Annotated in this window: 20 protein-coding genes; 9 read left to right on the forward strand and 11 right to left on the reverse strand. The window is 69.5% G+C overall.

Features of this window, described 5'->3' with window-relative positions; genetic code table 11:
* Positions 1–322: 322 nt before the first annotated feature.
* A complete protein-coding gene (locus LYSHEL_RS06530) occupies positions 323–979 on the reverse strand; it encodes a rhomboid family intramembrane serine protease (protein WP_213436891.1) in 657 nt (218 codons plus the stop codon).
* A gap of 61 nt (positions 980–1,040) precedes the next feature.
* On the opposite strand from LYSHEL_RS06530, the gene LYSHEL_RS06535 reads away from it, so the two are divergent.
* Entirely contained in the window at positions 1,041–2,213 is a 1,173-nt protein-coding gene (locus tag LYSHEL_RS06535; protein WP_213436893.1) for a class I SAM-dependent rRNA methyltransferase, read from the forward strand.
* A 63-nt stretch (positions 2,214–2,276) separates the two neighbouring features.
* Positions 2,277–3,623, forward strand: coding sequence for a DNA recombination protein RmuC (locus LYSHEL_RS06540; RefSeq protein WP_213436895.1), 1,347 nt, complete (start codon positions 2,277–2,279; stop codon positions 3,621–3,623).
* Between the two features lie 3 nt (positions 3,624–3,626).
* Here the strand turns inward: LYSHEL_RS06540 and LYSHEL_RS06545 are convergent, their stop codons facing one another.
* From LYSHEL_RS06545 to LYSHEL_RS06570, 6 genes are read right to left on the reverse strand one after another with little or no spacing between them, the layout of a single operon-like run.
* Entirely contained in the window at positions 3,627–4,601 is a 975-nt protein-coding gene (locus tag LYSHEL_RS06545) for an MlaA family lipoprotein (RefSeq protein ID WP_213436898.1), read from the reverse strand.
* 17 nt (positions 4,602–4,618) lie between these two features.
* On the reverse strand, positions 4,619–4,921 hold the full coding sequence (locus LYSHEL_RS06550) for an STAS domain-containing protein (protein ID WP_213436900.1): 303 nt from the start codon (positions 4,919–4,921) through the stop codon (positions 4,619–4,621).
* Complete coding sequence (locus LYSHEL_RS06555) at positions 4,921–5,571, reverse strand: MlaC/ttg2D family ABC transporter substrate-binding protein (RefSeq protein WP_213437658.1); 651 nt, start codon at positions 5,569–5,571, stop codon at positions 4,921–4,923. Before LYSHEL_RS06555 ends, LYSHEL_RS06550 begins: the two co-directional genes overlap by 1 nt.
* Positions 5,572–5,612: 41 nt before the next feature.
* On the reverse strand, positions 5,613–6,158 hold the full coding sequence (gene mlaD / locus LYSHEL_RS06560) for an outer membrane lipid asymmetry maintenance protein MlaD (protein ID WP_213436902.1): 546 nt from the start codon (positions 6,156–6,158) through the stop codon (positions 5,613–5,615).
* Positions 6,158–6,910, reverse strand: coding sequence for an MlaE family lipid ABC transporter permease subunit (locus LYSHEL_RS06565; RefSeq protein WP_213436904.1), 753 nt, complete (start codon positions 6,908–6,910; stop codon positions 6,158–6,160). Before LYSHEL_RS06565 ends, mlaD begins: the two co-directional genes overlap by 1 nt.
* Positions 6,910–7,701, reverse strand: a complete 792-nt coding sequence (locus tag LYSHEL_RS06570) for an ABC transporter ATP-binding protein (protein WP_213436906.1) — start codon at positions 7,699–7,701, stop codon at positions 6,910–6,912. The genes LYSHEL_RS06565 and LYSHEL_RS06570 overlap by 1 nt, the downstream gene beginning before the upstream one ends.
* Positions 7,702–7,881: 180 nt before the next feature.
* On the opposite strand from LYSHEL_RS06570, the gene recC reads away from it, so the two are divergent.
* The 7 genes from recC (at position 7,882) to LYSHEL_RS06605 (ending at position 19,462) form a co-directional block, all read left to right on the forward strand.
* Positions 7,882–11,253 (forward strand): exodeoxyribonuclease V subunit gamma, encoded by a 3,372-nt coding sequence (recC, locus tag LYSHEL_RS06575; RefSeq protein ID WP_213436908.1) that lies wholly within the window; start codon positions 7,882–7,884, stop codon positions 11,251–11,253.
* Positions 11,250–14,792, forward strand: coding sequence for a UvrD-helicase domain-containing protein (locus LYSHEL_RS06580; protein WP_213436910.1), 3,543 nt, complete (start codon positions 11,250–11,252; stop codon positions 14,790–14,792). Before recC ends, LYSHEL_RS06580 begins: the two co-directional genes overlap by 4 nt.
* Complete coding sequence (gene recD, locus LYSHEL_RS06585; RefSeq protein ID WP_213436912.1) at positions 14,789–16,579, forward strand: exodeoxyribonuclease V subunit alpha; 1,791 nt, start codon at positions 14,789–14,791, stop codon at positions 16,577–16,579. The genes LYSHEL_RS06580 and recD overlap by 4 nt, the downstream gene beginning before the upstream one ends.
* Positions 16,580–16,729: 150 nt before the next feature.
* Positions 16,730–17,191: a glycine zipper domain-containing protein gene (locus tag LYSHEL_RS06590; RefSeq protein ID WP_213436914.1), complete on the forward strand. Its 462-nt coding sequence runs from the start codon at positions 16,730–16,732 to the stop codon at positions 17,189–17,191.
* 180 nt (positions 17,192–17,371) lie between these two features.
* The gene (locus LYSHEL_RS06595; protein ID WP_213436916.1) at positions 17,372–17,842 is read left to right on the forward strand and encodes a glycine zipper domain-containing protein; all 471 of its coding nucleotides are present in this window, start codon (positions 17,372–17,374) and stop codon (positions 17,840–17,842) included.
* Positions 17,843–17,903: 61 nt separating this feature from the next.
* Positions 17,904–18,500 (forward strand): GTP cyclohydrolase I FolE, encoded by a 597-nt coding sequence (gene folE / locus LYSHEL_RS06600; RefSeq protein ID WP_213436918.1) that lies wholly within the window; start codon positions 17,904–17,906, stop codon positions 18,498–18,500.
* The gene (locus tag LYSHEL_RS06605; RefSeq protein ID WP_213436919.1) at positions 18,500–19,462 is read left to right on the forward strand and encodes an NAD(P)/FAD-dependent oxidoreductase; all 963 of its coding nucleotides are present in this window, start codon (positions 18,500–18,502) and stop codon (positions 19,460–19,462) included. Before folE ends, LYSHEL_RS06605 begins: the two co-directional genes overlap by 1 nt.
* A 6-nt stretch (positions 19,463–19,468) precedes the next feature.
* Here the strand turns inward: LYSHEL_RS06605 and LYSHEL_RS06610 are convergent, their stop codons facing one another.
* From LYSHEL_RS06610 to LYSHEL_RS06625, 4 genes are read right to left on the reverse strand one after another with little or no spacing between them, the layout of a single operon-like run.
* The gene (locus LYSHEL_RS06610) at positions 19,469–19,897 is read right to left on the reverse strand and encodes a hypothetical protein (protein ID WP_213436921.1); all 429 of its coding nucleotides are present in this window, start codon (positions 19,895–19,897) and stop codon (positions 19,469–19,471) included.
* Between the two features lie 11 nt (positions 19,898–19,908).
* Positions 19,909–20,337: a hypothetical protein gene (locus tag LYSHEL_RS06615; RefSeq protein ID WP_213436923.1), complete on the reverse strand. Its 429-nt coding sequence runs from the start codon at positions 20,335–20,337 to the stop codon at positions 19,909–19,911.
* Between the two features lie 32 nt (positions 20,338–20,369).
* The gene (locus LYSHEL_RS06620) at positions 20,370–20,723 is read right to left on the reverse strand and encodes a hypothetical protein (protein WP_213436925.1); all 354 of its coding nucleotides are present in this window, start codon (positions 20,721–20,723) and stop codon (positions 20,370–20,372) included.
* Between the two features lie 11 nt (positions 20,724–20,734).
* Positions 20,735–22,786, reverse strand: coding sequence for a toll/interleukin-1 receptor domain-containing protein (locus tag LYSHEL_RS06625; protein ID WP_213436927.1), 2,052 nt, complete (start codon positions 22,784–22,786; stop codon positions 20,735–20,737).
* Positions 22,787–22,966: the final 180 nt, after the last annotated feature.

The raw sequence follows: 22,966 nt of genomic DNA on the forward strand, positions 1-22,966 counted from the left end.
GGACGGGCGTGATCTCTGCGTGCATTGGAATGGCAGCGTGCACAAGCGGGCCAAGTGATCACCAGATCATGGGCGATTTCTTGTCCTCTCCCGGATGGGAAGGCCAAGCTCCGGAAATCACAGGGGTCACGAGAGGCGATGGGTGGGACGACGGCGCGGAAGTGCGGGTCTATTTCAAGCCGAGAACCTGCGCGACGAAATGCGAAGCCGCCTTTGCTTCCATGTCCTATCAGCAGCACGATGCAGGTAAATGGCGCTTGCTCTATAGGTCGCCACAGGGCAAAGCGTTTTCAACCGATTGACGGTCGCGCGCCCGCGCCGCTCATTGCTCCGGCGGTTCTTCTTCAAATTCCCAGCTATACCGCTGCCGCGGCGCCGGCGGATCCACGTGCCGGAACAACACCGCCGAAACCACACCGCCGATCGCGCCTCCGAGATGCGACTGCCACGACACGCCGGGATCATGCGGCAACACCGCCACCAGCATCCCACCTGAAAACGTCAGCGCGATCATCGCCGCCGCCATCGATGCACGATCCCGTCGCAACAAGCCCAGCGCCACGACGAGGTACGCCAAGCCCTGCACCACACCGCTCGCACCGAGGTGATGCGTGCCGACGTCACCCAGCCACCACGCGCCCAACCCGCTCGTGATCCACGCGATCGGGATCGCGCGCACCGTCGCCTTCGGATACACGCTGCCGGCCAGCGTGCCGAGCAGCAGCAGCGCGAACGCATTCGACACCAGGTGATCCCACGAGCCGTGCAGCAGCGGCGCGCCCAGCACGCCGCGCAGTCCGGCCAGCGAATGCGGTGCCACGGCCCACGCACTCGCATCGAACGCGCCCTGCAGCAGGTACACCACCGTCAGCAATGCCACCGCCGCCGCGCTGCCGAAAAACGCCCGCCTGACCCGCCGCCGATCGCGCACGCGCTGGGCCAGGGGATCGTCGGGGAGGGCTTGGGTCGGCAGGTGCATGGCAGGGGGATGGCGGCGATTTCGCGCGGGACAAGTGGCCGCCGCGTAAACTTGCGCCCCTATGGACGCCCCCGCCCCCACCGTCGTCCGCCTGCGCAATGCATGGCGGTCCTCCCACCCGTGGATCTTCCAGAAGCTGGTCGAGAAGCCCGCCGTGCGGCCCAAGCCCGGCAGCATCGTCGACGTGGTCGGCGTGGACGACGAATGGATCGGCCGCGGTTTCTACAACGGCCACTCGCGCATCGCGGTGCGCATCCTGGAAACCGACCGATCGGTCGCCGTCGACCAGGCCTGGTTTTCGCGCAAGATCGCCGCGGCCGTGGGCCTGCGCCGCGAACTGCTGAAGCTCGACGCCGTCAGCGACGCCTGGCGCGTCGTGCACTCGGAGGGCGACGGCCTCAGCGGCCTCGTCGTGGACCGTTACGCAGACCTGCTGGTCGTCCAGTTCTTCAGCGCCGGCATGTTCCGCCACCGCGAATGGATCTACGAGGCGCTGCGCGAACAGTTCCCGGGCTGCCGCTTCCATTCCTTCGCCGACGAACACGTGCAGAAGCAGGAAAGCTTCGACTACCGCGGCAGCGAGCCCGCCGCGCCCGCGATCATCACCGAACACGGCATCCGCTTCCGCGCCGACCCCGCGGGCGCGCACAAGACCGGGTTCTTCGCCGACCAGCGCGAGAACCGCGAGTGGCTGTCGCACCTGTGCGCCGGCCAGCGCGTGCTGGACTTGTGCTGCAACACCGGCGGTTTCGCGGTGTACGCGGCCGCGCGCGGTGCGTCGGAAGTGATCGGCATCGACATCGACAACGACGTCCTCGACATCGCCAAGGGCAACGCGAAGCTCAACGACGTGCGCCCGCGCTTCGTGCAGGCCGACATCTTTCCGTGGCTGCGCGATGCCTCGAACAACGGCGAACGCTTCGACGTGGTGATCCTGGACCCGGCCAAGATGACGCGCGACCCCGACCAGGTGATCCCCGCGCTCAAGAAGTACCTCGACATGAACAAGCTGGCCATGAGCGTGGTGAAGCCGGGCGGCCTGTTCGCCACGTTCTCGTGCACGGGCCTGGTGAGCGAAGAGCAATTCCTCGACATGCTCCGGCGCGCGGCGTTCTACGCCAACCGCACGGTGCAGGTGCTGAAGGTCTCCGGCGCGGGCGCCGACCATCCGTTCCTGGCGCAGGCCCAGGAATCGCGTTACCTCAAGGCGGTGTTCTGTCGCGTCCTCGATTGAGTCGCAGCCGGTGCGACGCGTGGAGCGCATACACTGCCCACGCCGAACCGGAGGACTTCGCCCATGACCGCAACCCTGATCCTGGCCTGCGTCCTGGCGCTGGTGGCCGGCATCGCCGCGGGTGTGTGGCTGCGCCGGCCGAAGGGCGACGCGATGGACGTCGCGGTCCGCGCCGCCACGCTGGAAGGCGAACTGCAGGCGCGCATCGGCGAACGCGATGCGCTGCAGAAGGAACTCGCGCTCCTGCGCGAACGCGCGCACGACGACGCCACCGCCCTGGCCCGCGCCCGCGCCGAGGCTGAACAGGCCAACCGCGCGCGCGCCGAAACCGAAGCCTTCGTGCGCAACGCGCAGGAACACCTCTCCGCCAAGTTCACCGAACTGGCCACCAAGGCCTTCGACGAACGCGGCAAGAAGTTCGAACACGACGTGCGCCTGGCCACCGGCCAGTCGAAGTCCGACATCGAATTGATGCTCAAGCCCTTCGCCGACCAGCTCGGCACCTTCCGCCAGCGCATCGACACGGTGTACGGCGAGGAAGCGAAGGAGCGTTCGGCGCTGCTGGGCGCGGTGCAGGAACTCAAGACGCTCAACCAGGACATGGCCTCGCAGGCCTCGGCGCTCACGCGCGCGCTGAAGGGCAACGCGAAGGTCCGCGGCGACTGGGGCGAGCTGATGCTCGAGAACGTGCTGCGCAGCTCGGGCCTGGAAGACGGCGTGCATTTCGATCGCCAGCAGACCAGCACCGACGAGGAAGGCCGCCGCCTGCGCCCCGACGTGATCGTGCGCCTGCCGGACGACCGCCGCATCGTGGTCGACAGCAAGGTCAACCTGGTGGCGTGGGAGGAGGCGATGAACGCCGAGACCCCGGAAGCGCAGCAGGAGGCGATGCGTCGCCACGCCGTGGCGCTGCGCATGCACGTCCGCGACCTGGCCGAGCGCAACTATCCCAAGTCCGTCGGCGAATCCGCGCTCGACGTCACCATCGCGTTCGTGCCGATCGAAGGCGCGCTTGCCGGCGCGCTCGGGTTCGACACCACGCTGCAGGCCGATGCCTTCGCCAAGGGCGTGGCCTTCGCGTCACCCAATACGTTGATGGCCGTGCTGCGCGTGGTCGATCGCGTGTGGACGCGCGACAAGCTGCAGAAGCAGGCGCTGGAGATCAGCAAGACCGGCGGCCTGCTGCTGGATTCGGTGATCAACTTCCTGACCGATTTCGCGTCCGTCGGCGCGAGCCTCGACGGCGCGGCGAAGGCCTACAAGTCCGCGCGCGATCGCCTGGAGGATTCGGCGCAGGCGGTCATCCCGCGTGCGCGGCGCCTGGTGGAGCTCGGAGTGAAGAGCCGCAAGAAGCTGCCCGAGGCCCTGGTGCCGGACGAATTGGAATTCGACGAATCGCCGGACGCCTGAGCGTCAGCCGCCGTCCATCGGCGTGACCGGGATGGCATCGATCGGCACGATCGGGTTGTCCTGGTCGTCCTGCAGGTAATCCGGCAACTCGCCCGAGTCCTGCTGGCGATCGCCGAAGATCTGGTAGTTGCGGCGCTGCAGCCATGCGTCGCGCAGCAGCGAGTAATCGTCCGTCGCGCCCTCGCGCATGCTGTCGAGCGACAACAACTGCGTGCGCACGTCGACCAGTTGCAGGCCCTGCAGGAAGATGCGGCTGCGGTCCAGTTCGATGGAGCGCAACGGCGACAGCGGCGAATCGCCGACCATGCCGAACACATCGCGCACCGTGCGCGGCCCGAACAGCGGCAGTTCGAGGTAACGCGAACGCTCCCAGCCCCACACGCCGAGCGTCTGGCCGAAGTCTTCGCTGCGATACGGGATCTTGGCCGCGGTGGCCGGATCGAAGATGCCGCCGAGGCCCAGCGTGGAATTGAGCACGAAGCGGCCGAGCGCCTGGCCGGCCTGCTTCGGCTTGCCCTGCAGCAGCGCATTGATCGCGCTCAGCGGCTGGGCGAGGTTGGCGAAGAAATTGCTGACGCCCAGGCGCACGGGGCGCGGCACGGCCGCGACGTACGTTTTCGCGAGCGGCTTGGCGATGCGCTTGTCCACGACTTCGTTGAAGCCGTGCATCTTGCGGTTGAAGGATTCCCACGGATCGTAGGATTCCGGCAGCTGCGCGGGCGTGGGCAACGTCGGGTCGTTGTACTGACCCTCGGAGCCGTAGATCGCTTCGTAATCCTGCTCGGCCTGCGTCTGTTCGGCGGCGGCCGGCGGCGCGACCTGCGGCGACGCTTCGACGGAAACGGCCGGTGCGGGCATCACCGTCGTGGCCGCTGCCGGTTGCGCGTCGGTGGATTGGGCGAACACCTGTCCCGCGCAGAGCGCAAGCGACAGCGTTACGGCCAGGCGCGTGAAAGAGGGGGGAGCCGTGCGTTCCATGCGAGGCAGTTTACCGGTCAGGCGGAGGCGAATCCGAGGCCCGCATCGAGCCGATAGGCGTCCCGGAGGGCAGAAAGCCCCGGCGGATCGCCGGTCACCACGACGCCGTTGCCGGCGCGGGCCGCGAGGGCGGCCAGGAGCGCGAGCCCCGCGCTGTCCACCGAGGTGGTGCCGCCAAGGTCGAAGCGGCGCACGCCGGACAGCTGGGCCAGCGCGCGCGCCCACAACGCAGCGACCGCCACGCGCGACAACGCACCGGTGAACACCAGTGCGTCGCCATCGCGCGCCACGCCGGCGCCGTTGTCGGCGGGGGTGCGCATTACTGCTTGGCGTCGGGCTGCACGCGGCCGGCGCGGAGGTCGGCTGCGACCTGCTTGATCGACTTGGTGCTCAGCGGCGCATCGAACTGGCTGCGGAAGGTCTGCACGAACGACACGCCTTCCACCATCACGTCAAACACCTGCCACTTCGTGCCGGTCTTGCGCATCAGGTAATCGACCGGCGTGGTCTGGCCGCCCGCGCGCAGGAACTCGCTGGACACCTTGACGATCGCGCCGTTGCGCAGCGGCGTCTCGGACTTCACGCGGACCTTCAGGCCCGTGTCGAAGTTGATCAGCGCCGAGCCGTAACGCGCCATCAGGCTGTCGGCGAGCGCGTCGGCGAAATCCTTGACGTCGGCATCCGACGCACCGCGGCCGTGGCGGCCGAGCACCAGGCGCGCCGCGTAGTCGCGGTCGAACATCTGGTTGAACTCGCTCGAGATGAACTTGTCGAGCGCGGCCGGGTTCTTCTTGAATTCGTCGCGGCGCTTTTCGAGCGTGGCGACGATGCGCGTGCTGTTGTCGAGCACCTGCGCGCTGGGCGTGTTGCGCAGCGTCGCACCGGCGACCGCGGCCTGGGCATGCGACAGCGACGGCACGGCGAGCACGAGCGTGGTCGCGATGGCGGCGGCGACGAGGGTCTGGTTGATCAAGCGGCGCGGGGACACGCGCGCGGCGGACTGGGATCGTTTCATCGCGTGGGTTCCGTGGTGGCTTCGGGGGAGGGAACGTCGGTGGTGGCGGGTGCGGCGGCGGCATCGGCCGGGGCGGCCGGCTTGTCGGCGCCGGAGAACATGTACTTGCCGACCAGCTGCATGAGGTCGACCGCGCTCTGCGTCAAGGTGATCTCGTCGCCGGGCTTCAGGGTTTCGACATCCCCGCCGGGGCTGAGGCCGACGTAGCTTTCGCCCAGCAGGCCCGCCGTGAAGATGCCCGCCGACGTATCGGCCGGCAGATCCTTGTACTTGCCGTCGATCGACAGCGTGACGATCGAATCGAACTTCTGCGGATCGAGCGACACATCGGACACCTGCCCGACGATCACGCCGCCGATCTTCACCGGCGCCGAGACGCGCAGCTGGCCGATGGTGGAGAAGCGCGCCTTCAGCGGATAGCTATCGCCGCCGAAGCCGAACTTGCCGTTGGTGGAAGCGAGGGCCAGGACCAGCACGCTGGCGAGCGCCAGCAGCAGGAATGCGCCGACCGCGAATTCGAGACGGGGACCACGCATGGCCATCAACTCCTGAACAACAGGGCGGAAAGGACGAAATTGAACATCAGCACCAGCAGCGACGCATTGACGACCGCGCGGGTGGTGGCAATCGAGGTGCCCTCGATCGTCGGTTCGGCATGGAAGCCGACGTACGCGGCCACGAGGGCGGACACGCCGCCGAACACGGCGGCCTTGAAGAACGCGACGAGGAAGTCGTCGTGGAAATCCACGCTGTCCTTCATCGTCTGCCAGAACGTGCCGCCGTCGATGCCGATCACGTGCACCGCTTCGAAATAGCCGGCGGTGATCGCAAGGCTCACGAAGAACGCGGTGAGCAGCGGCACGCACAGCACCGCGGCCCAGAAGCGCGGCGCGACGGTCTTGGCCACCGGGTCGATCGCCATCAGGCCGAGCGCGGTGATCTGGTCGGTCGCGCGCATCAGGCCCAGTTCGGCCGCGATCGACGAACCGGCGCGGCCGATGAACAGCAATGCCGTGAGCACCGGCCCGAGTTCGCGATACAGGCCCAGGCCGAGCAGCGCGCTCACCTGGCCCGTGGCGCCGTAGGTTTCCAGCGCGCGATAGCCGAGCAGCGTGACCGACAGGCCCACGAACGCCCCGCCCGCCGCCACGATGGGCAACGAGCGCGCACCGATCTTGTAGATCTCCTTCACCAGCTCGGCGAAGAAATCCCGCGTCGGCGTGGAGGCGCGGAACACCGAAAGCGCGAACAGGCCGGCGGCGCCGAGCCCGCGGGTGGCGGCGACGAAGGGCATCAGGCGGCCTCCGGCGCGCGCGCCGTCGTGTCGAAGGGAATCGGACCGTCGGGCTGGCCGTCCAGGAACTGGCGCACCAGCGGATCCTGCGAGGCCGCCAATTCCGCCGGCGTGCCGGTGAAGACGATGCGGCCGTTCGCGATCACGATCGCGTGGTCGGCCACCGGCATGGTTTCGTGCACGTGGTGCGTGACCACGATGCTGGTCAGGCCGAGCGTGTCGTTGAGGCGGCGCACCAGGCTCATGACCACGCCGCTGGCGATCGGGTCCAGGCCCGTCAGCGGTTCGTCGTAGATCATCAGCGGCGGATCCAGCGCCAGCGCGCGGGCGAGTGCGACGCGGCGGGCCATGCCGCCGGACAGCTCGCGCGGATACAGGTCGGCCGCGGCGCGCAGGCCGACGGCGTGCAGCTTCATTTCGACGAGGCTGCGGATCACCGCATCGGGCAGGTCGGTGTGCGTGCGCAGCGGCAGCGCGACGTTTTCCGCCGCGGTCATGTCCGTGAGCAGGCCGTTGCCCTGCAGCAGCACGCCCAGCCGCTTGCGCATCGACAGCAACGCTTTCTGCTGGCGCGGGACGGGCTCGCCGAAGATTTCCACGCTGCCGGCCGCCGGGACCAGTTCGCCGGTCAGCGCCGCGAGCAGCGTGGACTTGCCGCTGCCCGACGGGCCGAGCACCGCGGTCACGCCGCCGCGCGGCACCACCAGCGTGACGTCGTGCAGCACGGTGCGACCGCCGCGTTCGAGGCGGACATCGGTGACGCGGACGGCGGGCGTGTCTGGATCGGTCACGGGCGGGTCTTCGGGGGCGGATCGGGGGATCGCGAAAAAGCGCGGCAGCTTGGCGCCCGGGCGCTGAATGGCGGTTAGCGCTTGCGGCGGCGCGAGCGGGCGGATTGTCGCAGGTCTGCTTTCGGCCGGCCGCTTCGGCATGTCTCGGCGAGTGCGACACGCGTCCGGCATCATGCCCCGATGCAGGGACGCCCCGACTTCCGCCTCTACCACGGCAATGCGCTGGACGTGCTCGCCGGGCTGCTGGCGGCCGAAGTCGCGAAGCCGCCGGCCGACGGCGACTGGCTGCGCCCCGACATCGTCCTGGTCCCGCAGTTCTCCATGCGCCGCTGGCTGCAGCAGGCGCTGGCCGAAGCGAGCGGCATCTGCGCCAACCTGGTGTTCCTGACGCCGGGCGAATTCGTGGACCTGGCGCTCGATCGCAACCTCGGCCCCGCGCCGCCGCAGGACCGCCTGGCCCCGGAGACCCTCCGCTGGCACGTCCTGCGCGAACTCCAGCGCCACCCCCCGGCGGCGTTGCAGCGCTTCCTCGACGACGCGCAGCCGCGCAAGGCCTGGTCGCTCGCCACCGCGCTGGCCGATACGTTCGAGAAATACCAGGCCTGGCGCCGCGACTGGCTGCTCGGCTGGGAGAAGCGCGCACCCCGCGACGATTGGGAAGCGGCGTTGTGGCGCGCGATCGGCCGCGGCAAGGCGCATCGCGCGCGGCGCATCGACGATTACCTCGCGCGCTTCGGCGCCGGTGCGGGCGAAGCGCCGACCGGCCTGCCGCCGCGCCTGTTCGTGTTCGCGTGCCAGAACGTCTCGCCCGACGTGCTGCAGGTGATCGCCAGCCAGTCGCACGCGGGCACGCAGCATTTCTACCTGCACTCGCCGGCGCGCGGCTTCTGGGGCGACCTCGCGCGCTGGTCCGATTACGCGCCGGGCGCGGACGATGCGTACCTCGCGCTCGGCGACGCGCAACCCAATCCGTTGCTCGCCGCGTGGGGCCAGGCCGGCCGCGATTTCGTCGCGATGCTCGTCGGCGGCGAGGCGGTGCAGCCCGCGTTCGACCTCGCACCGTTCGTCGAACCCACGCGCACCACGCTGCTCGGGCGCATGCAGGCCGACCTGCTCGACAACCGCGCGCCCTTGCAGGACGCCAACGACGCCGCATGGCCGCGCGCGACCGTGGACGCACGCGATCCGAGCCTGCAATTCCACGCCTGCCACACGCGGCTGCGCGAAGTGCAGGTGCTGCACGACCAGCTGCGCGCGCTGCTGGACGCTTGGCCCGCCGATGGCAATCCGCCGCTGCAGCCGCGCGACATCGCCGTCCTGGCGCCCGACATCGACGCGTATGCGCCGCATATCGAAGCCGTGTTCGGCGGCGCGCTCGGCACCGCGCGCGAACTGCCGTACACGATCGCCGACACCAGCCCGCTCGCGAGTGCACCGATCGCCGAGGCGTTCCTGCGCTTGCTCGAACTCCCGTTGCGCGCCCCATCGACCGCCGACGTGCTCGACCTGCTCGCCGTTCCCGCGATCGCCGCGCGCTTCGACCTCGAAGATGCCGACCGCGCACGCGTGCAGGACTGGCTCGAATCCGCCGGCGCGCGCTGGGGCCTGGACGGCGACGACCGCCAGCGCCACGGCGCGGACGGCAATGCGTACACGCTGGAATTCGCGATCGAGCGCCTGCTGCTCGGTTACGCGAGCGGCGCCGACGACGACATCGCCGGCATCGCGCCGTGGCCCGAGCTCGAAGGCCAGGCCGCGGAAACCCTCGACGCGCTGTTGCGCTGCGTCGACATGCTGCGCAGCGCGCGCACGCGCCTGGCCGGTCCGCATCCGCCGGCCACGTGGGCCACCGTGCTGCAGCGCCTGCTGGACGACGCGTTCGCACCGCCGCGCGACAGCGCCGATGCGCAACTGTTGCGCCGCCTGCGCGATGCGATCGCGCGATTCACCGAAGGCGCCGCCACCGCGGGCTACGACGCGCCGGTCGAACACGCCGTCGTGCTCGACCACCTGCGCACCGAACTCGGCACCAGCGATGCGCGCGCGCCGTTCCTGTCGGGCGGCATCTGCTTCGGCCGCATGGTGCCGATGCGCCTGATCCCGTTCCGCGCGATCTGGCTGCTGGGCATGGACGCCGACGCCTTCCCCGCGCGCGAAGGCCGCGATCCCGTCAATCGCCTCGCCAACGCGTTGTCGACGCCGGAGCGGCGCACGGGCGATCCCTCGCGGCGCGATGCGGATCGTTACCTGTTCCTGCAATTGTTCGCCTCGTCCGGCCGCGTCTTCGCGATGAGTTGGTGCGGCATGGATCCGCGCGACAACAGCCGGCGCGAGCCGTCGACGCTGGTGACCGAATTGCTCGACGCGGCCGCCGCATACCACGCGGTCGAAACGGCAAAGGTGCGCGAGGCCCTCGTCGTGCGGCATGCGTTGCAGCCGTTCTCGCCGGGCGCATTCGGTGCGGCGCATGTCGGGGAAGCGTTGCCGCAGGGCGAGCCCATCGAACCGCGCCGCTTCAGTTACGACGCGCGCTGGCGGGCGGCGTCCACGGAAGCCTCGGGCGTGGACGACGAACCCGTGTTCGCGCCGCCCACGTTGGTGCTGCCCGAACGCGAAGGCGAGCGCGGTGCGTTGTCGCTCGATCGCCTGCGTCGCTCGCTGATGCGCCCGCACGCCGTGTACCTGCAGGAAGGTCTCGGCCTGCGCCTGCCGGAAGACGAACCACCCTTGGCCGAACACGAACCGCTCGGCGCGCCCGACGCGCTCGGTGCCTATGCGTTGCGCCACGCGGTGTTCGATGCGTGGATGCGCGCGAACGGGCGGCCCGATGCGCATGCGCTGCATGCACGCTTGCTCGCACGCGCCGTCGTCGCGCCCGGCGCGGATGGCCGCGCGCAGGTCGCGGAGATGCTGGAGGAAATCGCGCCGTTCGCGGAACGCGCACTCGCGAAGGGCTTCGGTGACGCCGCCGCGCGCGCCGCGTTTTCGCATGCGTCGGAGGCCGGCGCATTGCGCGGCACGCTCGACGGCCTGCATCGCCCGGGTTTGCTGCGCGTGGTGCTGCGTCCCGACGGCCAGCACGGCGGGCACGTGATCCGCCATGGGCTCGATGCGCTGTGCGCGTCGTTGCTGGGCAAGTCGATGCATCTGCTGGCCCGCCCGGAGAAAGGCGCCGATCCCGAATGGATCGTACGCAAGCCGGTGTCCGAGAAGCGCGCCGCTGCCGCACTCGACGCCTTCTTCGCCTGGCACGACCACGCAGTGCGCGCGCCGCAGGTGTTCCTGCCGAAGAGTGGCCACGACTTCGTCGCATGCCTGGCGAAGAAGGACCCGGCGTCCGCATTGCGCGCCGCGCGCGATACCTGGATGGGCAGTGCGTTCGAAGGCATCGGCCGTGCCGAAGCCTCGCCCGCCACGCGCGTTGCGTTGCGCGGCCGCGATCCGTTCTACGACGACGACGCGAGCGCGCAGATGCGTTTCGCCGAACTCTCGGTCGCGATCTTCAGCGCGCTGGAACACGCCACGCCGCTGGACGCGGGGATGTTCGCGTGAGCGCCACCATCCTCGACACCCCGCTGGATGCGCGCAGCTTCATCGAAGCCAGCGCCGGCACGGGCAAGACGTATGCGCTGGCGGGCTTGTTCGCGCGCGCCGTGATCGTGCAGCGCCTCGAGGTCCCGCAGATCCTCGCCGTCACCTACACCGTGGCCGCGACGCAGGAGCTGCACGAACGCGTCCGCCTGCGCCTGCAACGCGCCGCGCAACTCGCCGACGCCTGGCAGTCGGACGACGCGCCGCACCGCGAAGGCGACGACGCCGAAAGTGCCCTCCTCCGCGGCTTGCTGCATGCCGCGCTGCACGACGGCACCCGCGAATCCCTGTCGACATTGCGCCTGCGCCTGCGTCGCGCCGTGCGCGACCTCGACCTGGCCTCGATCACCACCATCCACGGCTTCTGCCAGCGCCTGTTGTCGGAACACGCCTTGCTCGCCGGCCAGCCGCTGCTGCCCACCGCCATCGAGCCCGACAACGCCGCGCAGCGCAGCCGCCTGGCGGTCGTGCTGTGGCGCGCGCACGCGCGCACCGCGGAAGGCGCGGCGTTCCTGCAACGCATGTTCACCGACGTCGACAGCCTGGCGAACGACCTGCGTGACCTGTTGTCTTCGGAACCCTTGCTGCCGCCGCCGCCCGCCGGCGATCCGCAGACCGCGCGCACGCAGGCGTGGCTCGCGTTGCGTCGTGCGTTCACGCACCACGGGGAGGCGGATCGCGCGTTGCTCGATGCGGCCGCCACGCAGGGGCTGTTGAGCAAGGCGAAGGACAAGCGCCTGCCGATCGAGACGCTGTGGCACTGGTTCTCGGTGCAGTCCGATGCGCCGCCGCAATCGCACGAAGACTTGCCGAAGCTCACGCGCGAAGGCCTGGGAAAGGCCTGCGTTCCGAGCAAGGCGCACCTCGCACCGACCCTCGCCCTGTCGGCGCACGTCGAACGCTTCCTCGAAACCGAACAAGGCTTCGACCTCATGCACCTGCACGCGTTGCGCGCCGACGCGCGCCGCGAAGACCAGGCGATGAAGCGCGAAGCCAACGTGCGCGGCTTCGACGACCTCGTCGACGCCGTGTTCGAAGCGACGGAAGACGACGTGGTCTTCCACGCGCTCGCCGAAGCCCTGCGCGCGCAATATCCCTTGGTGCTCGTCGACGAATTCCAGGACACCGATGCGCGGCAGTGGGCGATCTTCTCGCGCTTGTTCGGCGAAGGCGGCCTGTTGCTGGTCGGCGATCCCAAGCAGGCGATCTACCGTTTCCGCGGCGGCGACGTGCAGACGTACCTCGACGCGCGCGGCACCGCGCAACTTGCCGCGCCGCTCGACCGCAACTTCCGTTCGCGCCCGTGCGTGCTCGCCGCGGTGAACCGCGTGTTCGCGCACGCCAGCGTCGACGCCGAACCGCTCGGCGAAGGCATCGCGTTCGCGCCCACGCAACCGGGCGACCGCGCGTGCGATCCGGATTTCTGCATCGATGGCACGCCGGCGCCGGCCCTGATCGTGCAGACGCACGTGGCCACCACCGGCGCGAAGTGGTCCGCGGGCGAATCGATCGAGCGCGCCGCGCGCAGCTGCGCCCTTGCCATCCGCGACCTGCTGCTGCTTGCGCGCGAAGGCCGCGCGACCCGCCGCGACGCGAACGTGCAGCGCCCCGTCGAGCCGCGCGACTGTGCCGTGCTGGTGCGCAGCCACAAGGAAGGCATCGCGATCCGCGACGCGCTCACGCACCTCGGCGTGCCCGCGGTCAGCGCCGGCCGCGGCAGCCTGTACGAAACCGACGAAGCGCAGCAGTTGCTTGCCTTGCTGCTCGCGCTGGCCGCGCCGGGCGACGATCGCCGCCTGCGGGCCGTGCTCGCGATGCCGTTGTTCGGATACGACGCGGGCATGTTGCAGGCGCTCGAGGACGACGGCGAAGCGCAGCGCCGCTGGCAACAGGACCTCGCCGACTGGCGCCTGCGCTGGGAATCGCACGGCCCGCAACCGATGCTCGCCGATGTCGTCGCACGCGAAGCCGCGCGCCTGCTCGCGTTCGCCGACGGCGAGCGCCGCATCACGCACCTGCTGCAACTCGGCGAGCAATTGCAGGAAGCGCGCGCGCAACGCCTTGGTCCGCAAGGCCAGGTGGACTGGTTGCGTGCCGCCATCGCGCACGCCGACCGCGAAGACGAAACGCAGTGGCCCAACCTGGAATCCGATGCGAGCCGCGTGCAGATCCTCACGCTGCACAAGAGCAAGGGCCTGGAATTCCCGCTCGTGTTCCTGCCGTTCGCGGCGATCGGGCGCTCCCGCAACGACCGCGCGCGCGTCATGCAGTATCACGACGCCACCGGCCGCCGCGTGCGCCAATGGAAGACGCAGCAGCCGCAACCGGGTGCGCCGGCGTGGGACAAGGCGAAGGACGCGGCCCGGCGCGAGGATGCCGCCGAAGACATGCGCCTGCTGTACGTCGGCCTCACGCGCGCGCGCGATGCGCTGTGGCTGTGCACGGGGCCGTTCGCGTCGAACGCGCAATCCTCGTTGCATCGCCTGTTCGGCGGCGTGTTGCCGCACGCGGACGTGCAGCGCGACCTCGGCGGCAGCCTCGACCTGCGTGCGCCGCGCGACGAGGCGGACGACGACGCCCGCCTCCCGCCCGCGACACCCGGCGACATCCCGCCGCCGCGCGTGCCCGAACGCCGCCTGCGCCGCGACTGGTGGATCCACAGCTTCAGCCAGCTGCATCGCCAGCATGCGCACGGTGCGCAGGCGTTGGCCGAAGAGTCGCCCGCCGACGACGAGCGCCCGCTCGTGGTGGTCGACGCGATCGATCCGGCGTTGCTGCGTTTTTCCGGCACGCGCTTCGGCAACGCGCTGCACCATGCGCTCGAACACGTCGACTTCGCCGCGTGGCGCGACGCGCAGGACGCACCCGCCGACCAGGTCGACATCCTGCGCGACGCGTTGCGCTCGCAGGACTATCCCGACACCGACCTCGACGCGGGCGTACGCGAACTCGCGCCCCTCGTCGCGCGCACCCTGAACGCCCCGCTCCCCGAAGGCGTGCGCCTGTGCGACGTCCCCGACGCCGACCGCATCGCCGAACTGGAATTCCACTTCACCCTCGCCGACGCCGATGCGCATGCCTTCCTGGCGTTGCTGCAGGCGCACGGGATTGCGCGCGGTCGCCGCGACTTCGGCGCGTGGCCGCGCTTGTCCGGCCTGATGACGGGCAAGATCGATCTCACGTATCGCGTCGACGGGCGCCTGTACGTCGTCGACTACAAGTCCAATCGCTTGCCTGCGTACGACACGCAGGCGCTGGCCGACGCCATGGGCGCCAGCGAGTACGACCTGCAGGCCTTGCTGTACGTGGTCGCCGTGCATCGCTGGATGCGCTTGCGACGGGGCGCCGGGTATTCGATGGCGACGCATTTCGGCGGCGTGCGCTATCTGTTCTGCCGCGGGCTGGATGCGACGGACGCCGTCCCCGGCCTCGCCGTCCCGGAATTCCCCGCCGCGCTCGTCGAAGCCGTCGACGCGTTGCTGATCGGAGGCCACGCATGAAGCGCACCGCCGACGACGCACCGCGCGCCTTCGATCGCGCCTTCGCCGATCTGCTGCGCCGTCGCGCGCCGGACACGCATCCGCGCGTGTTGCGCGCCGCCGAACAGGCCGCATTCGCGATCGCGGAAGGCCACGCCGGATTCGCGCTCGCGGATTCGGATGACGACGCCAGCACCCTGCGCGATGCATTGCGCGCCTCGCCCTGGGTCGCGACGCCCGACGCGGATGCAGCCGCCGATCCCGCGATGCCGCTCGTCCTCGAAGGCGACCTGCTCTACCTGCGCCGCTATCGCGAATACGAACGCCGCCTCGCGCTGGGCCTGCGCCGCATCGCCGCGGCCGACATGCCCGACGACAGCGTCGACGCACTCGACCCCGTCTTCGCCCAACTGTTCCCGCCCGCCACGCGCGATCCGCAACAAGCCCGCGCCGCCGCGCTCGCATTGCGCCATCCGTTGCTGCTCGTCACCGGCGGGCCCGGCACGGGCAAGACCACCACCATCGCGCGCCTGCTGATCCTCGCGGTGGCGCAAGCGCGCGCCGCCGGACGTCCGGCACGCATCGCACTCGCTGCACCGACGGGGCGCGCCGCCGAACGCATGGCGCAAAGCCTACGCAGCGCCGTCGCCGCATTGCGCGAGGCAGGCGTCGACCCCGCGCTGTGCGATGCATTGCCGCTCGAAGCCGGCACGCTGCATCGCCTGCTCGGCACGATCCCGGAACGCCCGCGCTTCCGCCACGGCGCCGACCTCCCGCTCGCGTTCGACCTGGTCGTCGTCGACGAAGCCTCGATGGTCGATCTCCCGCTGATGTGCAAGCTCGTCGAAGCCGTGCCCGAAGGCGCGCGCCTGATCCTGCTCGGCGACCGCGACCAGTTGCCGTCGGTGGAAGCGGGCGACGTGTTGTCCGCGATCGCCGACGCCGCGACGCCGGTCGATGACATCGGTGGTGATGCGCTGGCGACGCTCGCCACGCGAATCCCCGCCGCCGCAGGCTTCGGCGGCATCCGCGTCGAACTCCGCCGTGCATGGCGCCAGTCCGATGCGCTCGAACTCGCGCCGCTCGCCACCGCCGTCCGCGACGGCGACGCCGACACCGCGCTCGACCTGCTGCGCGGCAACGCGTTGCAAGGCGTGCACTTCCACGAAGACATCGACGATCCGTTGTCGCCCGCGTTGCGAGACAGCTTGCTGGCCCCCTGGCGCATGCTCGGCGCCGTCGATGCCACGTCGTCCGACGACATCGATGCCGCCCTCGCCCTCGCGCAGCACGCGCGCGTGCTCACCGCATTGCGCAACGGGCCGCAAGGCGCGGGCCCGCTCGGCGCGCGCATCGAAGAAGCGCTCGCGGGCGCGCAGCGCGCACCGTATTTCCACGGCCGCCTCATCGCGATCACCGAAAACAGTTATCGCCACGGCCTGTTCAACGGCGACCTCGGCCTGTGCCTGCGCAGCGAAGACGGCACGGCGGTGTGGTTCCGCACCGCTGCGGGATTGCGTCCGTTCCATCCCGGTGCGTTGCCCGCGCATGCCGGCGCGTTCGCGATGACCGTGCACAAGGCGCAGGGTTCGGAGTTCGACACGGTGTGGCTGCAGTTGCCGAAGCAACCTGCGCGCACGCTCTCGCGCGAGTTGATCTACACCGCGATGACGCGCGCACGCACCACGCTGCACGTGTGCGCATCGGAAGCCGCATTGCGCGCTGCGCTGGCAGTGCGCGCACAACGCGTTTCGGGGCTTGCTGCGCGTTTGCGTCGCGTGAGTGACGATTTCGTTGCGATTCGCTGAACAGGCAAGCGCCCGCTTCGCGCAGTGATGTTGCCGATGATTCATGCAATCGCGTGCGCTCTTCACTGTCGCTCTACCAGCGCGTGCGCAACATCCGCCTTCGCCGCGTCGCTTGACGCGTCGTCCCCCAAAGAATCCAGGAGCTACACCATGAGCGACATCAAGAAGGACCACAGCGTCGGTGAAGGTACGGGCGCAGTGACCGGTGCAGTGACCGGTGCCGCCGTTGGTTCGGCCGCGGGCCCGATCGGTACCGTGGTCGGTGCGATCGCCGGTGGCGTGCTCGGCGCGAAGGCTGGCGGCGCGGTGGCCGAAGCCGTCAACCCGACCGAATACAACGATCACTTCAAGAACACGTATCGCGAAACCCCGTACTACAACAGCAGCCGCGAGTGGAACGACTACGAGCCGGCGTACAAGTACGGCTACGACACCTATGGCCAGTACAAGGGCCAGCGCTTCGAAGACGTCGAAAGCAACCTCGAAGCCGGTTGGGACACCACGAAGGCCAACTCGCGCCTGGCGTGGAGCGAAGCCCGCGGCGCCGTGCGCGATGGTTGGCATCACATCGAACGCGCGATGCCGGGCGACGCCGACCGCGACGGTCGCTAAGCCCAGCAAGTGACAAGACTCGCGGTGGCCCCTTGCCCTCACCGGCACGGGGCGCCGCAAGACGAGCCGGCAGGGATCGCCGGACGCAAAGGCCGCCTCGCGCGGCCTTTGCTTTTTCACGGCTTCACTCTGGTTGAACAGCCGCCGCCCTAGCGTGCGATCTCGACAGGAGGCCTGCCCATGAGCATCTTGAAGAAGGACCACATCGTCGGCACCGGCGGTGGTGCGCTGGCCGGCGGTGCAGCCGGAGCCGCGATCGGCACGGTGGTGGGCGGTCCGCCCGGCATGGCCATCGGCGGCGTGGTGGGCGTGGCGCTCGGCGCGATGGCGGGCGACCGCCTCTCCGAGGCACGCGATCGCCGCGAGAACCTCGGCCATTTCCAGCAGATCTTCCAGTCGATGCCCTACTACCGGCACGGCCTGGACTGGACCGACTACGAGCCGGCCTATCGCTTCGGTCTCGAAAACTACGAACGCGCCGACGGCCAGTCCTTCGCCGACATGGAGTCGACGCTGCAAGGGGCCTGGGAAGCGAACGCGCGGTTCGGTTCGCGGTTGGGCTGGCTGGAAGCACGGCCCGCGGTCGAACATGCATGGCGCTCGCTCGACGAAGCGCTGGGGCGTTCCGAACACCAGCCGCCACCGCGCTGAACATCGTCCTGGACACGCCTGCCCGTTACCATGGCGGCCCCCACGCAGGGCCGCCTTCCCGATGAGCGACGACACCCGCAACGACGTCTCCCGCAAGCAAGCCGAGGAAGCCGTGCGCACGCTGCTGCGCTGGTCCGGCGAAGATCCCGCGCGCGAAGGCCTGCTCGACACGCCCAAGCGCGTGGTGAAGGCCTACGAAGACTGGTTCAGCGGCTACGCGCTCGATCCCGACGACTACCTGCAGCGCACCTTCGAGGAAGTCGAGGGCTACGACGAACTCATCGTGCTGCGCGACATCCAGTTCGAAAGCCACTGCGAACACCACATGGCGCCGATCATCGGCCGCGCGCACGTGGGCTACCTGCCCGACGGCAAGGTGGTGGGCATCAGCAAGCTCGCGCGCGTGGTCGAGGCGTATGCACGCCGCTTCCAGGTGCAGGAGAAGATGACGGCGCAGATCGCCGGCTGCATCCAGCGCGCGCTGCATCCGCTGGGCGTGGGCGTGGTGATCGAAGCGGCGCACGAATGCATGACCACGCGCGGCGTGCACAAGCGCGGCGTGAGCATGGTGACGTCCACGATGCTCGGCACGTTCCGCGAAGACGCGCGCACGCGTTCGGAATTCCTCAAGTTCATCTCGGTCGGCCAGAACCGCTGATGGCCGAAGCCGCCGCGCCGCTCGATTGCCTGGTGATCGGCGCGGGCCCCGCGGGCCTCACGGCAGCGACCTACCTCACGCGTTTCCATCGCCGCAGCCTCGTGGTCGACGCCGGGCGCAGCCGCGCGCGCTGGATCCCGAAGAGCCACAACTGCCCGGGCTTCCCGTTCGGCGTGGCCGGCACGGAACTGCTCGACAAGTTGCGTTCGCAGGCGCAGGGCTACGGCGCGGAGATCGTGTCCGGCTGCATCGCGAAGCTGGAACGCGACGCGGTAACGGGCGTGTTCACCGCCATCGCCGAAGACGGCACGCGCTGGGAAGCCACCTGCGTGATCCTCGCCACCGGCATCGTGGACAAGATGCCGGCGATGCCGGGCCTGGAAGAGGCCATCGCCAACAACGTCGTGCGCATGTGCGCGGTGTGCGATGCGTACGAAGCCAGCGACGACCACATCGCGGTGTACGCGCCGGTGGACGAAGCGATCCGGCACGCCGTGTTCCTGCGCACGTTCTCGCGCAGCGTGGCGGCGGTGCGCTCGGAACCCGGCGAACCCGATCCCGAACTCGCCGCACTCGCGCGCGAGGCCAAGGTCGCGGTGCTGCCCGTCGCGAAGAGCCTCGAACACGACGGCCGCTGCTGCGTCTTCAAGCTGGAAGACGACAGCGCGCATCGATTCGACACCGTGTATCCGGTGCTGGGCGGCGACGGTCAATCGAAACTCGGCGCCGCGCTGGGGGCGACGGTCGACGGGAACGGCGAAATCGAAACGGACGATCGCCAGCAGACGAGCGTCGACGGGTTGTACGCGATCGGCGACGTGGTGACGGGGCTCAACCAGATCAGCGTCGCGGTGGGCCACGCCGCGGTCGCGGCGACGGCGATCCACAATCGCCTGCCGCGCAACTTCCGCGAGGATCCGGAAGCGCAACCGGAGACGGCGGCGGAGCTGCCGTCTCCGTAACGGCACTCAGTGCTGCGTGATCCGCCCCCGCGGCTTCGGGCCGCGCGGTTCGTTCTGGATCATCGGGTCGCACGGGATCGTGGCGCCCCCGGCCTGCGCATCGGCCACGACGATCGCGTAGTCCGCGTCTTCCGCCTGCGTGTTGGCATCCATGATCACGCCGGACGCGTCGTCCCCCTGCGCCCAGCTCAGCTGGTGGTAGGGATCGTCGGTGAAGTGCACGTGGTCGATGGTGTAGCGCTGGTCCTTGTCGACGTGCACGTCGATCAGCGCCGGCCCATCGCCCACCTTGGTCTTCAACCCGCCCTTGTCCTGGTAACCGCCCGAGTACTTGAAGCTGTACATCAGGCCGTTGGACGCGATGACCTGCTGCCAGCCATTGCCGCTCGAGGCGCCGGGCTTGACCTTCAGGGTGACGTGCTCGTGCTTGGACATGGTCGTGCTCCTCATTGGTGCACGATGCGGGGCATCGGGCCGCGGGGCTCGTTCTGGATCATGGGGTCGCAGTAGATCGTCGCGCCGTTGGCTTGCCCGTCGACGACCACGGTGACGTAGTCGCAGTTCTCCGCGACCGAATTCGCGTCGGTGATCGTGCCCGCGGACTGGCTGCCCGACGTGGGCGACCAGGACAACTGGTGCTGGGTGTCGTTGACGAAGTTCACGCCGAAGAGGGAATAGCGGTTGTCGGTGTCCACGCTGAGGGCAATCGTTGCCTGGCCGTCGCCCACCTTCGTCTTCAGGCCGCCGTTGTCGTTCTGGCCGCCGGAATACTTGAAGCTGTAGGGCTGCCCGTTGGAACCGGTGGTGTTGGTCCACCCGTTGCCGTTGCTGTTGCCCGGCTTGACCTTCAGGGTGACGGTTTCGTTCTTCGACATGGCGACGCTCCTGCTGAGGGGGAACCGCTTCGTTATCCACGCGGTTCGTTGTGGATCATGGGATCGCAACGCACGATCTGCCCCCTCGGATCGCGCACGACCACGCTGTACTTCACATCCATCCCGCTGGTGTTGGCGTTGTGGATGATCACGGCCGAATCCCCGTCCGGTTTCCAGCTCAGCTGGCCGTCCGGGTTGTCGTCGAACTCGACGTTCTCGACTTTCCATCGGTTGCCGACGACATCGATGCGGAACTCGACATGGCCGTCGTCCTTGCCGGCGTGCAGGTTGCCCTGGTCGTCGTGGCCGCCGAAATACTTGTAGCTGCCGTTGTCGTCGACGCGCAGCTTGGTCGTGCGCAGCTTGGCGTGGTCATCGGTTTGCATGGCTCTGTTCCTCAGCGTGCCGCGATCGCAGGCAGCGGCGGCAACGGTTGCAGGGGCGAGTAGGACGCGGCGACGAGCCTGCGGCGATATTCGCTTTCGGCGTCCGCGTCTCCGAGGTGGTGCAGCGTCCGGACCAGCGGATCCAGGCGGGCGAACGGGATGTCCTGCTCCGGCGTGTCGGCCAGCAGCAGCGTGCGTGCGTCGTGCCACGCGGTGTCGGCGGCCGCCGTGTTGCCGGCGTCCTGCGCCAGTTCGCCGTCGACCAGCGCCAGCCGCGCCAGCGGGACGCGCAGGTTGTCGTCCTTCGCCTGCTTCCACGTCGCGTCCATCGTGGCGTGCGCATCGGCGGCGTAACGGCGCGCCGCAGCGGCATCGTGCATCGCCAGCGCCACCTGCGCCTGCAGCACCGCCGCGCGCCCGCGCCATTCGCGCATGCGTGCGTCCTTCGGTTCTTCGGCGTGCGCGCGTTCGAGCACGGCGGTGGCGGCCGCGGCTTCGGGTGCGGCGCGTTCCGGCGTGCCCACGTCCAGTTGCGCGCGCCAGAACCGCGCGATGCCCTGCGCGGAAGCCCACTTGTGGTTCTTCGGATCCTGCGCCACCAACGCATCGGCTTGCGTGTTCGCCGCCTCGATCGCCGACCGCGCTTCGGCAAGCTTGCCGCGATGCGCGCGCACGTCGCCGAGCAGCAATTGCGCGTCCACCCAGTCCATGCGCAGGTTGGCGTCCTTCGGATCCGCGCGGCGCAGCGTGTCGAGGTTCGCCAGGTGCTCGTTGAAGAAGGCTTCGGCTTCCGACAACTTGCCCTGGCGCGACGCATTGCTGCCGAGCCACGACAGCACGGTGCCCATCTCGCCGCGCGTGCCCATGTCGGTCGGGCGCGTGCGCACCCATTCGCGGAACAGCGCGAGCTCCTTGCGCATCGCGCGTTCGGCCTCCGCGTGGCGCCCGCGCGATTCGTCCAACACCGCGAGGTTGTGGTGGCCGTACGCCACTTCCTTCTGCCAGTCGAAGTTGGTGCGATCCATCGCCGCCAGCTTCAGCGCGCTGTCGCGGTACCGGGTCAACCATTTTTCCGCGTCGTCCAGGCGATCCTGTTGCCAGGCGACGTAACCGATCCAGTACTCGGCCTGCGCGCGATCGAACAGGCGTTTGCCATCCGACGGCTTGCGCGCCTGCAAGGCGGCGCTGCGTGCGTAGGCTTCCTGGAACGCGCGCATCGCGGCCGCATGGTTGCCTTCGCCCAGGCGCACCTGGCCGATGCCGGTGAGCGAACGCGCCTGGGCTTCCAGCGCGGTGTCGTTGAGGTCGCGCGGCTGCAGGGTCGCGAAATACGTGGTGGCCTTGTCGTCGACCGAATGCATCAGGTCGAGGCGGCCCACCTTCGTGAGCTTCTCGCGCAGGTCGCCGAGCATGAAACCGAGCAGGTCTTCGGCCTGCACCTGTCGCCGCTGTGCATCGTTGCGCGCGACATACGCGCTCACCGCCAGCGTCGACGTCAGCGCCATGCCCGCGAGCGACGCCGCCGCGATGATGCCCATGCGCCGGTTGCGGCGTTGCGTTTCGCGCTGCACCAGCGCGTCGTAACCCACGCCGAGCAGGCCGGCGATGGTTTTCAGGAAGGCGCGTTCGCGGCCATCCCCTTGCGGGCGCGCATCCGCCGCGAGCGGGATGCGGCCATGGTCGATCGTGGCGGGCGGGAAGCATTCGTCGACGGTGGGGTCGCCATCGACGATGAAACAGAGCACGCGATCGGCGCGGCCCTGCTCGATGAAGGCGCGCACCTCCGCATCCACCCACTGCGAACGCGCGGCGGCGGGCGAGCAGATCACGACCAGGCTCGCCGACTCGGCCAGCGCTTCGCGGATCGTGCCGGTGAGGTCGCCGGCGCTGGGGAGTTCGTCGCGGTCGCGGAACATCGCGCCGAGCCGTGCAGGAATCGGGCCATCACGCCCCGGCGTGCCGACCAGGCGCGCGGGCACCCGGTAGCCTTCCAGCTTGCGCAGCAGCCAACGCGCCCATGCGGCGTCGTTGTGGCTGTAACTGAGGAAAGCGCGGTAGCGCACGGTCCGACCCCCCGGGGGAATGGGTGGAACGTTGGTCCAACGCCGCGCATCGCAGGCAGCGGACACCGTGCCGACAGACGGTGCGATATGCCCGATCGCCCGGTACCATCGGCGCCGGGGAGCGCCGTTTGCGGCGCGCAGTCATCCACAGCACAGACGCGCCGGCCACGGGCCGCGTGC

This window comes from Lysobacter helvus (genome assembly GCF_018406645.1).
In the GTDB taxonomy this organism is placed as follows: domain Bacteria; phylum Pseudomonadota; class Gammaproteobacteria; order Xanthomonadales; family Xanthomonadaceae; genus Noviluteimonas; species Noviluteimonas caseinilytica.

Excerpts from the sequence above, each read along its gene's own strand:
- LYSHEL_RS06530 (WP_213436891.1), bottom strand. The coding sequence starts at position 979 with ATGCACCTGCCGACCCAAGCCCTCCCCGACGATCCCCTGGCCCAGCGC.
- LYSHEL_RS06535 (WP_213436893.1), top strand. The coding sequence starts at position 1,041 with ATGGACGCCCCCGCCCCCACCGTCGTCCGCCTGCGCAATGCATGGCGG.
- LYSHEL_RS06540 (WP_213436895.1), top strand. The coding sequence starts at position 2,277 with ATGACCGCAACCCTGATCCTGGCCTGCGTCCTGGCGCTGGTGGCCGGC.
- LYSHEL_RS06545 (WP_213436898.1), bottom strand. The coding sequence starts at position 4,601 with ATGGAACGCACGGCTCCCCCCTCTTTCACGCGCCTGGCCGTAACGCTG.
- LYSHEL_RS06550 (WP_213436900.1), bottom strand. The coding sequence starts at position 4,921 with ATGCGCACCCCCGCCGACAACGGCGCCGGCGTGGCGCGCGATGGCGAC.
- mlaD (WP_213436902.1), bottom strand. The coding sequence starts at position 6,158 with ATGGCCATGCGTGGTCCCCGTCTCGAATTCGCGGTCGGCGCATTCCTG.
- LYSHEL_RS06565 (WP_213436904.1), bottom strand. The coding sequence starts at position 6,910 with ATGCCCTTCGTCGCCGCCACCCGCGGGCTCGGCGCCGCCGGCCTGTTC.
- recC (WP_213436908.1), top strand. The coding sequence starts at position 7,882 with ATGCAGGGACGCCCCGACTTCCGCCTCTACCACGGCAATGCGCTGGAC.
- recD (WP_213436912.1), top strand. The coding sequence starts at position 14,789 with ATGAAGCGCACCGCCGACGACGCACCGCGCGCCTTCGATCGCGCCTTC.
- LYSHEL_RS06590 (WP_213436914.1), top strand. The coding sequence starts at position 16,730 with ATGAGCGACATCAAGAAGGACCACAGCGTCGGTGAAGGTACGGGCGCA.
- LYSHEL_RS06595 (WP_213436916.1), top strand. The coding sequence starts at position 17,372 with ATGAGCATCTTGAAGAAGGACCACATCGTCGGCACCGGCGGTGGTGCG.
- folE (WP_213436918.1), top strand. The coding sequence starts at position 17,904 with ATGAGCGACGACACCCGCAACGACGTCTCCCGCAAGCAAGCCGAGGAA.
- LYSHEL_RS06605 (WP_213436919.1), top strand. The coding sequence starts at position 18,500 with ATGGCCGAAGCCGCCGCGCCGCTCGATTGCCTGGTGATCGGCGCGGGC.
- LYSHEL_RS06610 (WP_213436921.1), bottom strand. The coding sequence starts at position 19,897 with ATGTCCAAGCACGAGCACGTCACCCTGAAGGTCAAGCCCGGCGCCTCG.
- LYSHEL_RS06615 (WP_213436923.1), bottom strand. The coding sequence starts at position 20,337 with ATGTCGAAGAACGAAACCGTCACCCTGAAGGTCAAGCCGGGCAACAGC.
- LYSHEL_RS06620 (WP_213436925.1), bottom strand. The coding sequence starts at position 20,723 with ATGCAAACCGATGACCACGCCAAGCTGCGCACGACCAAGCTGCGCGTC.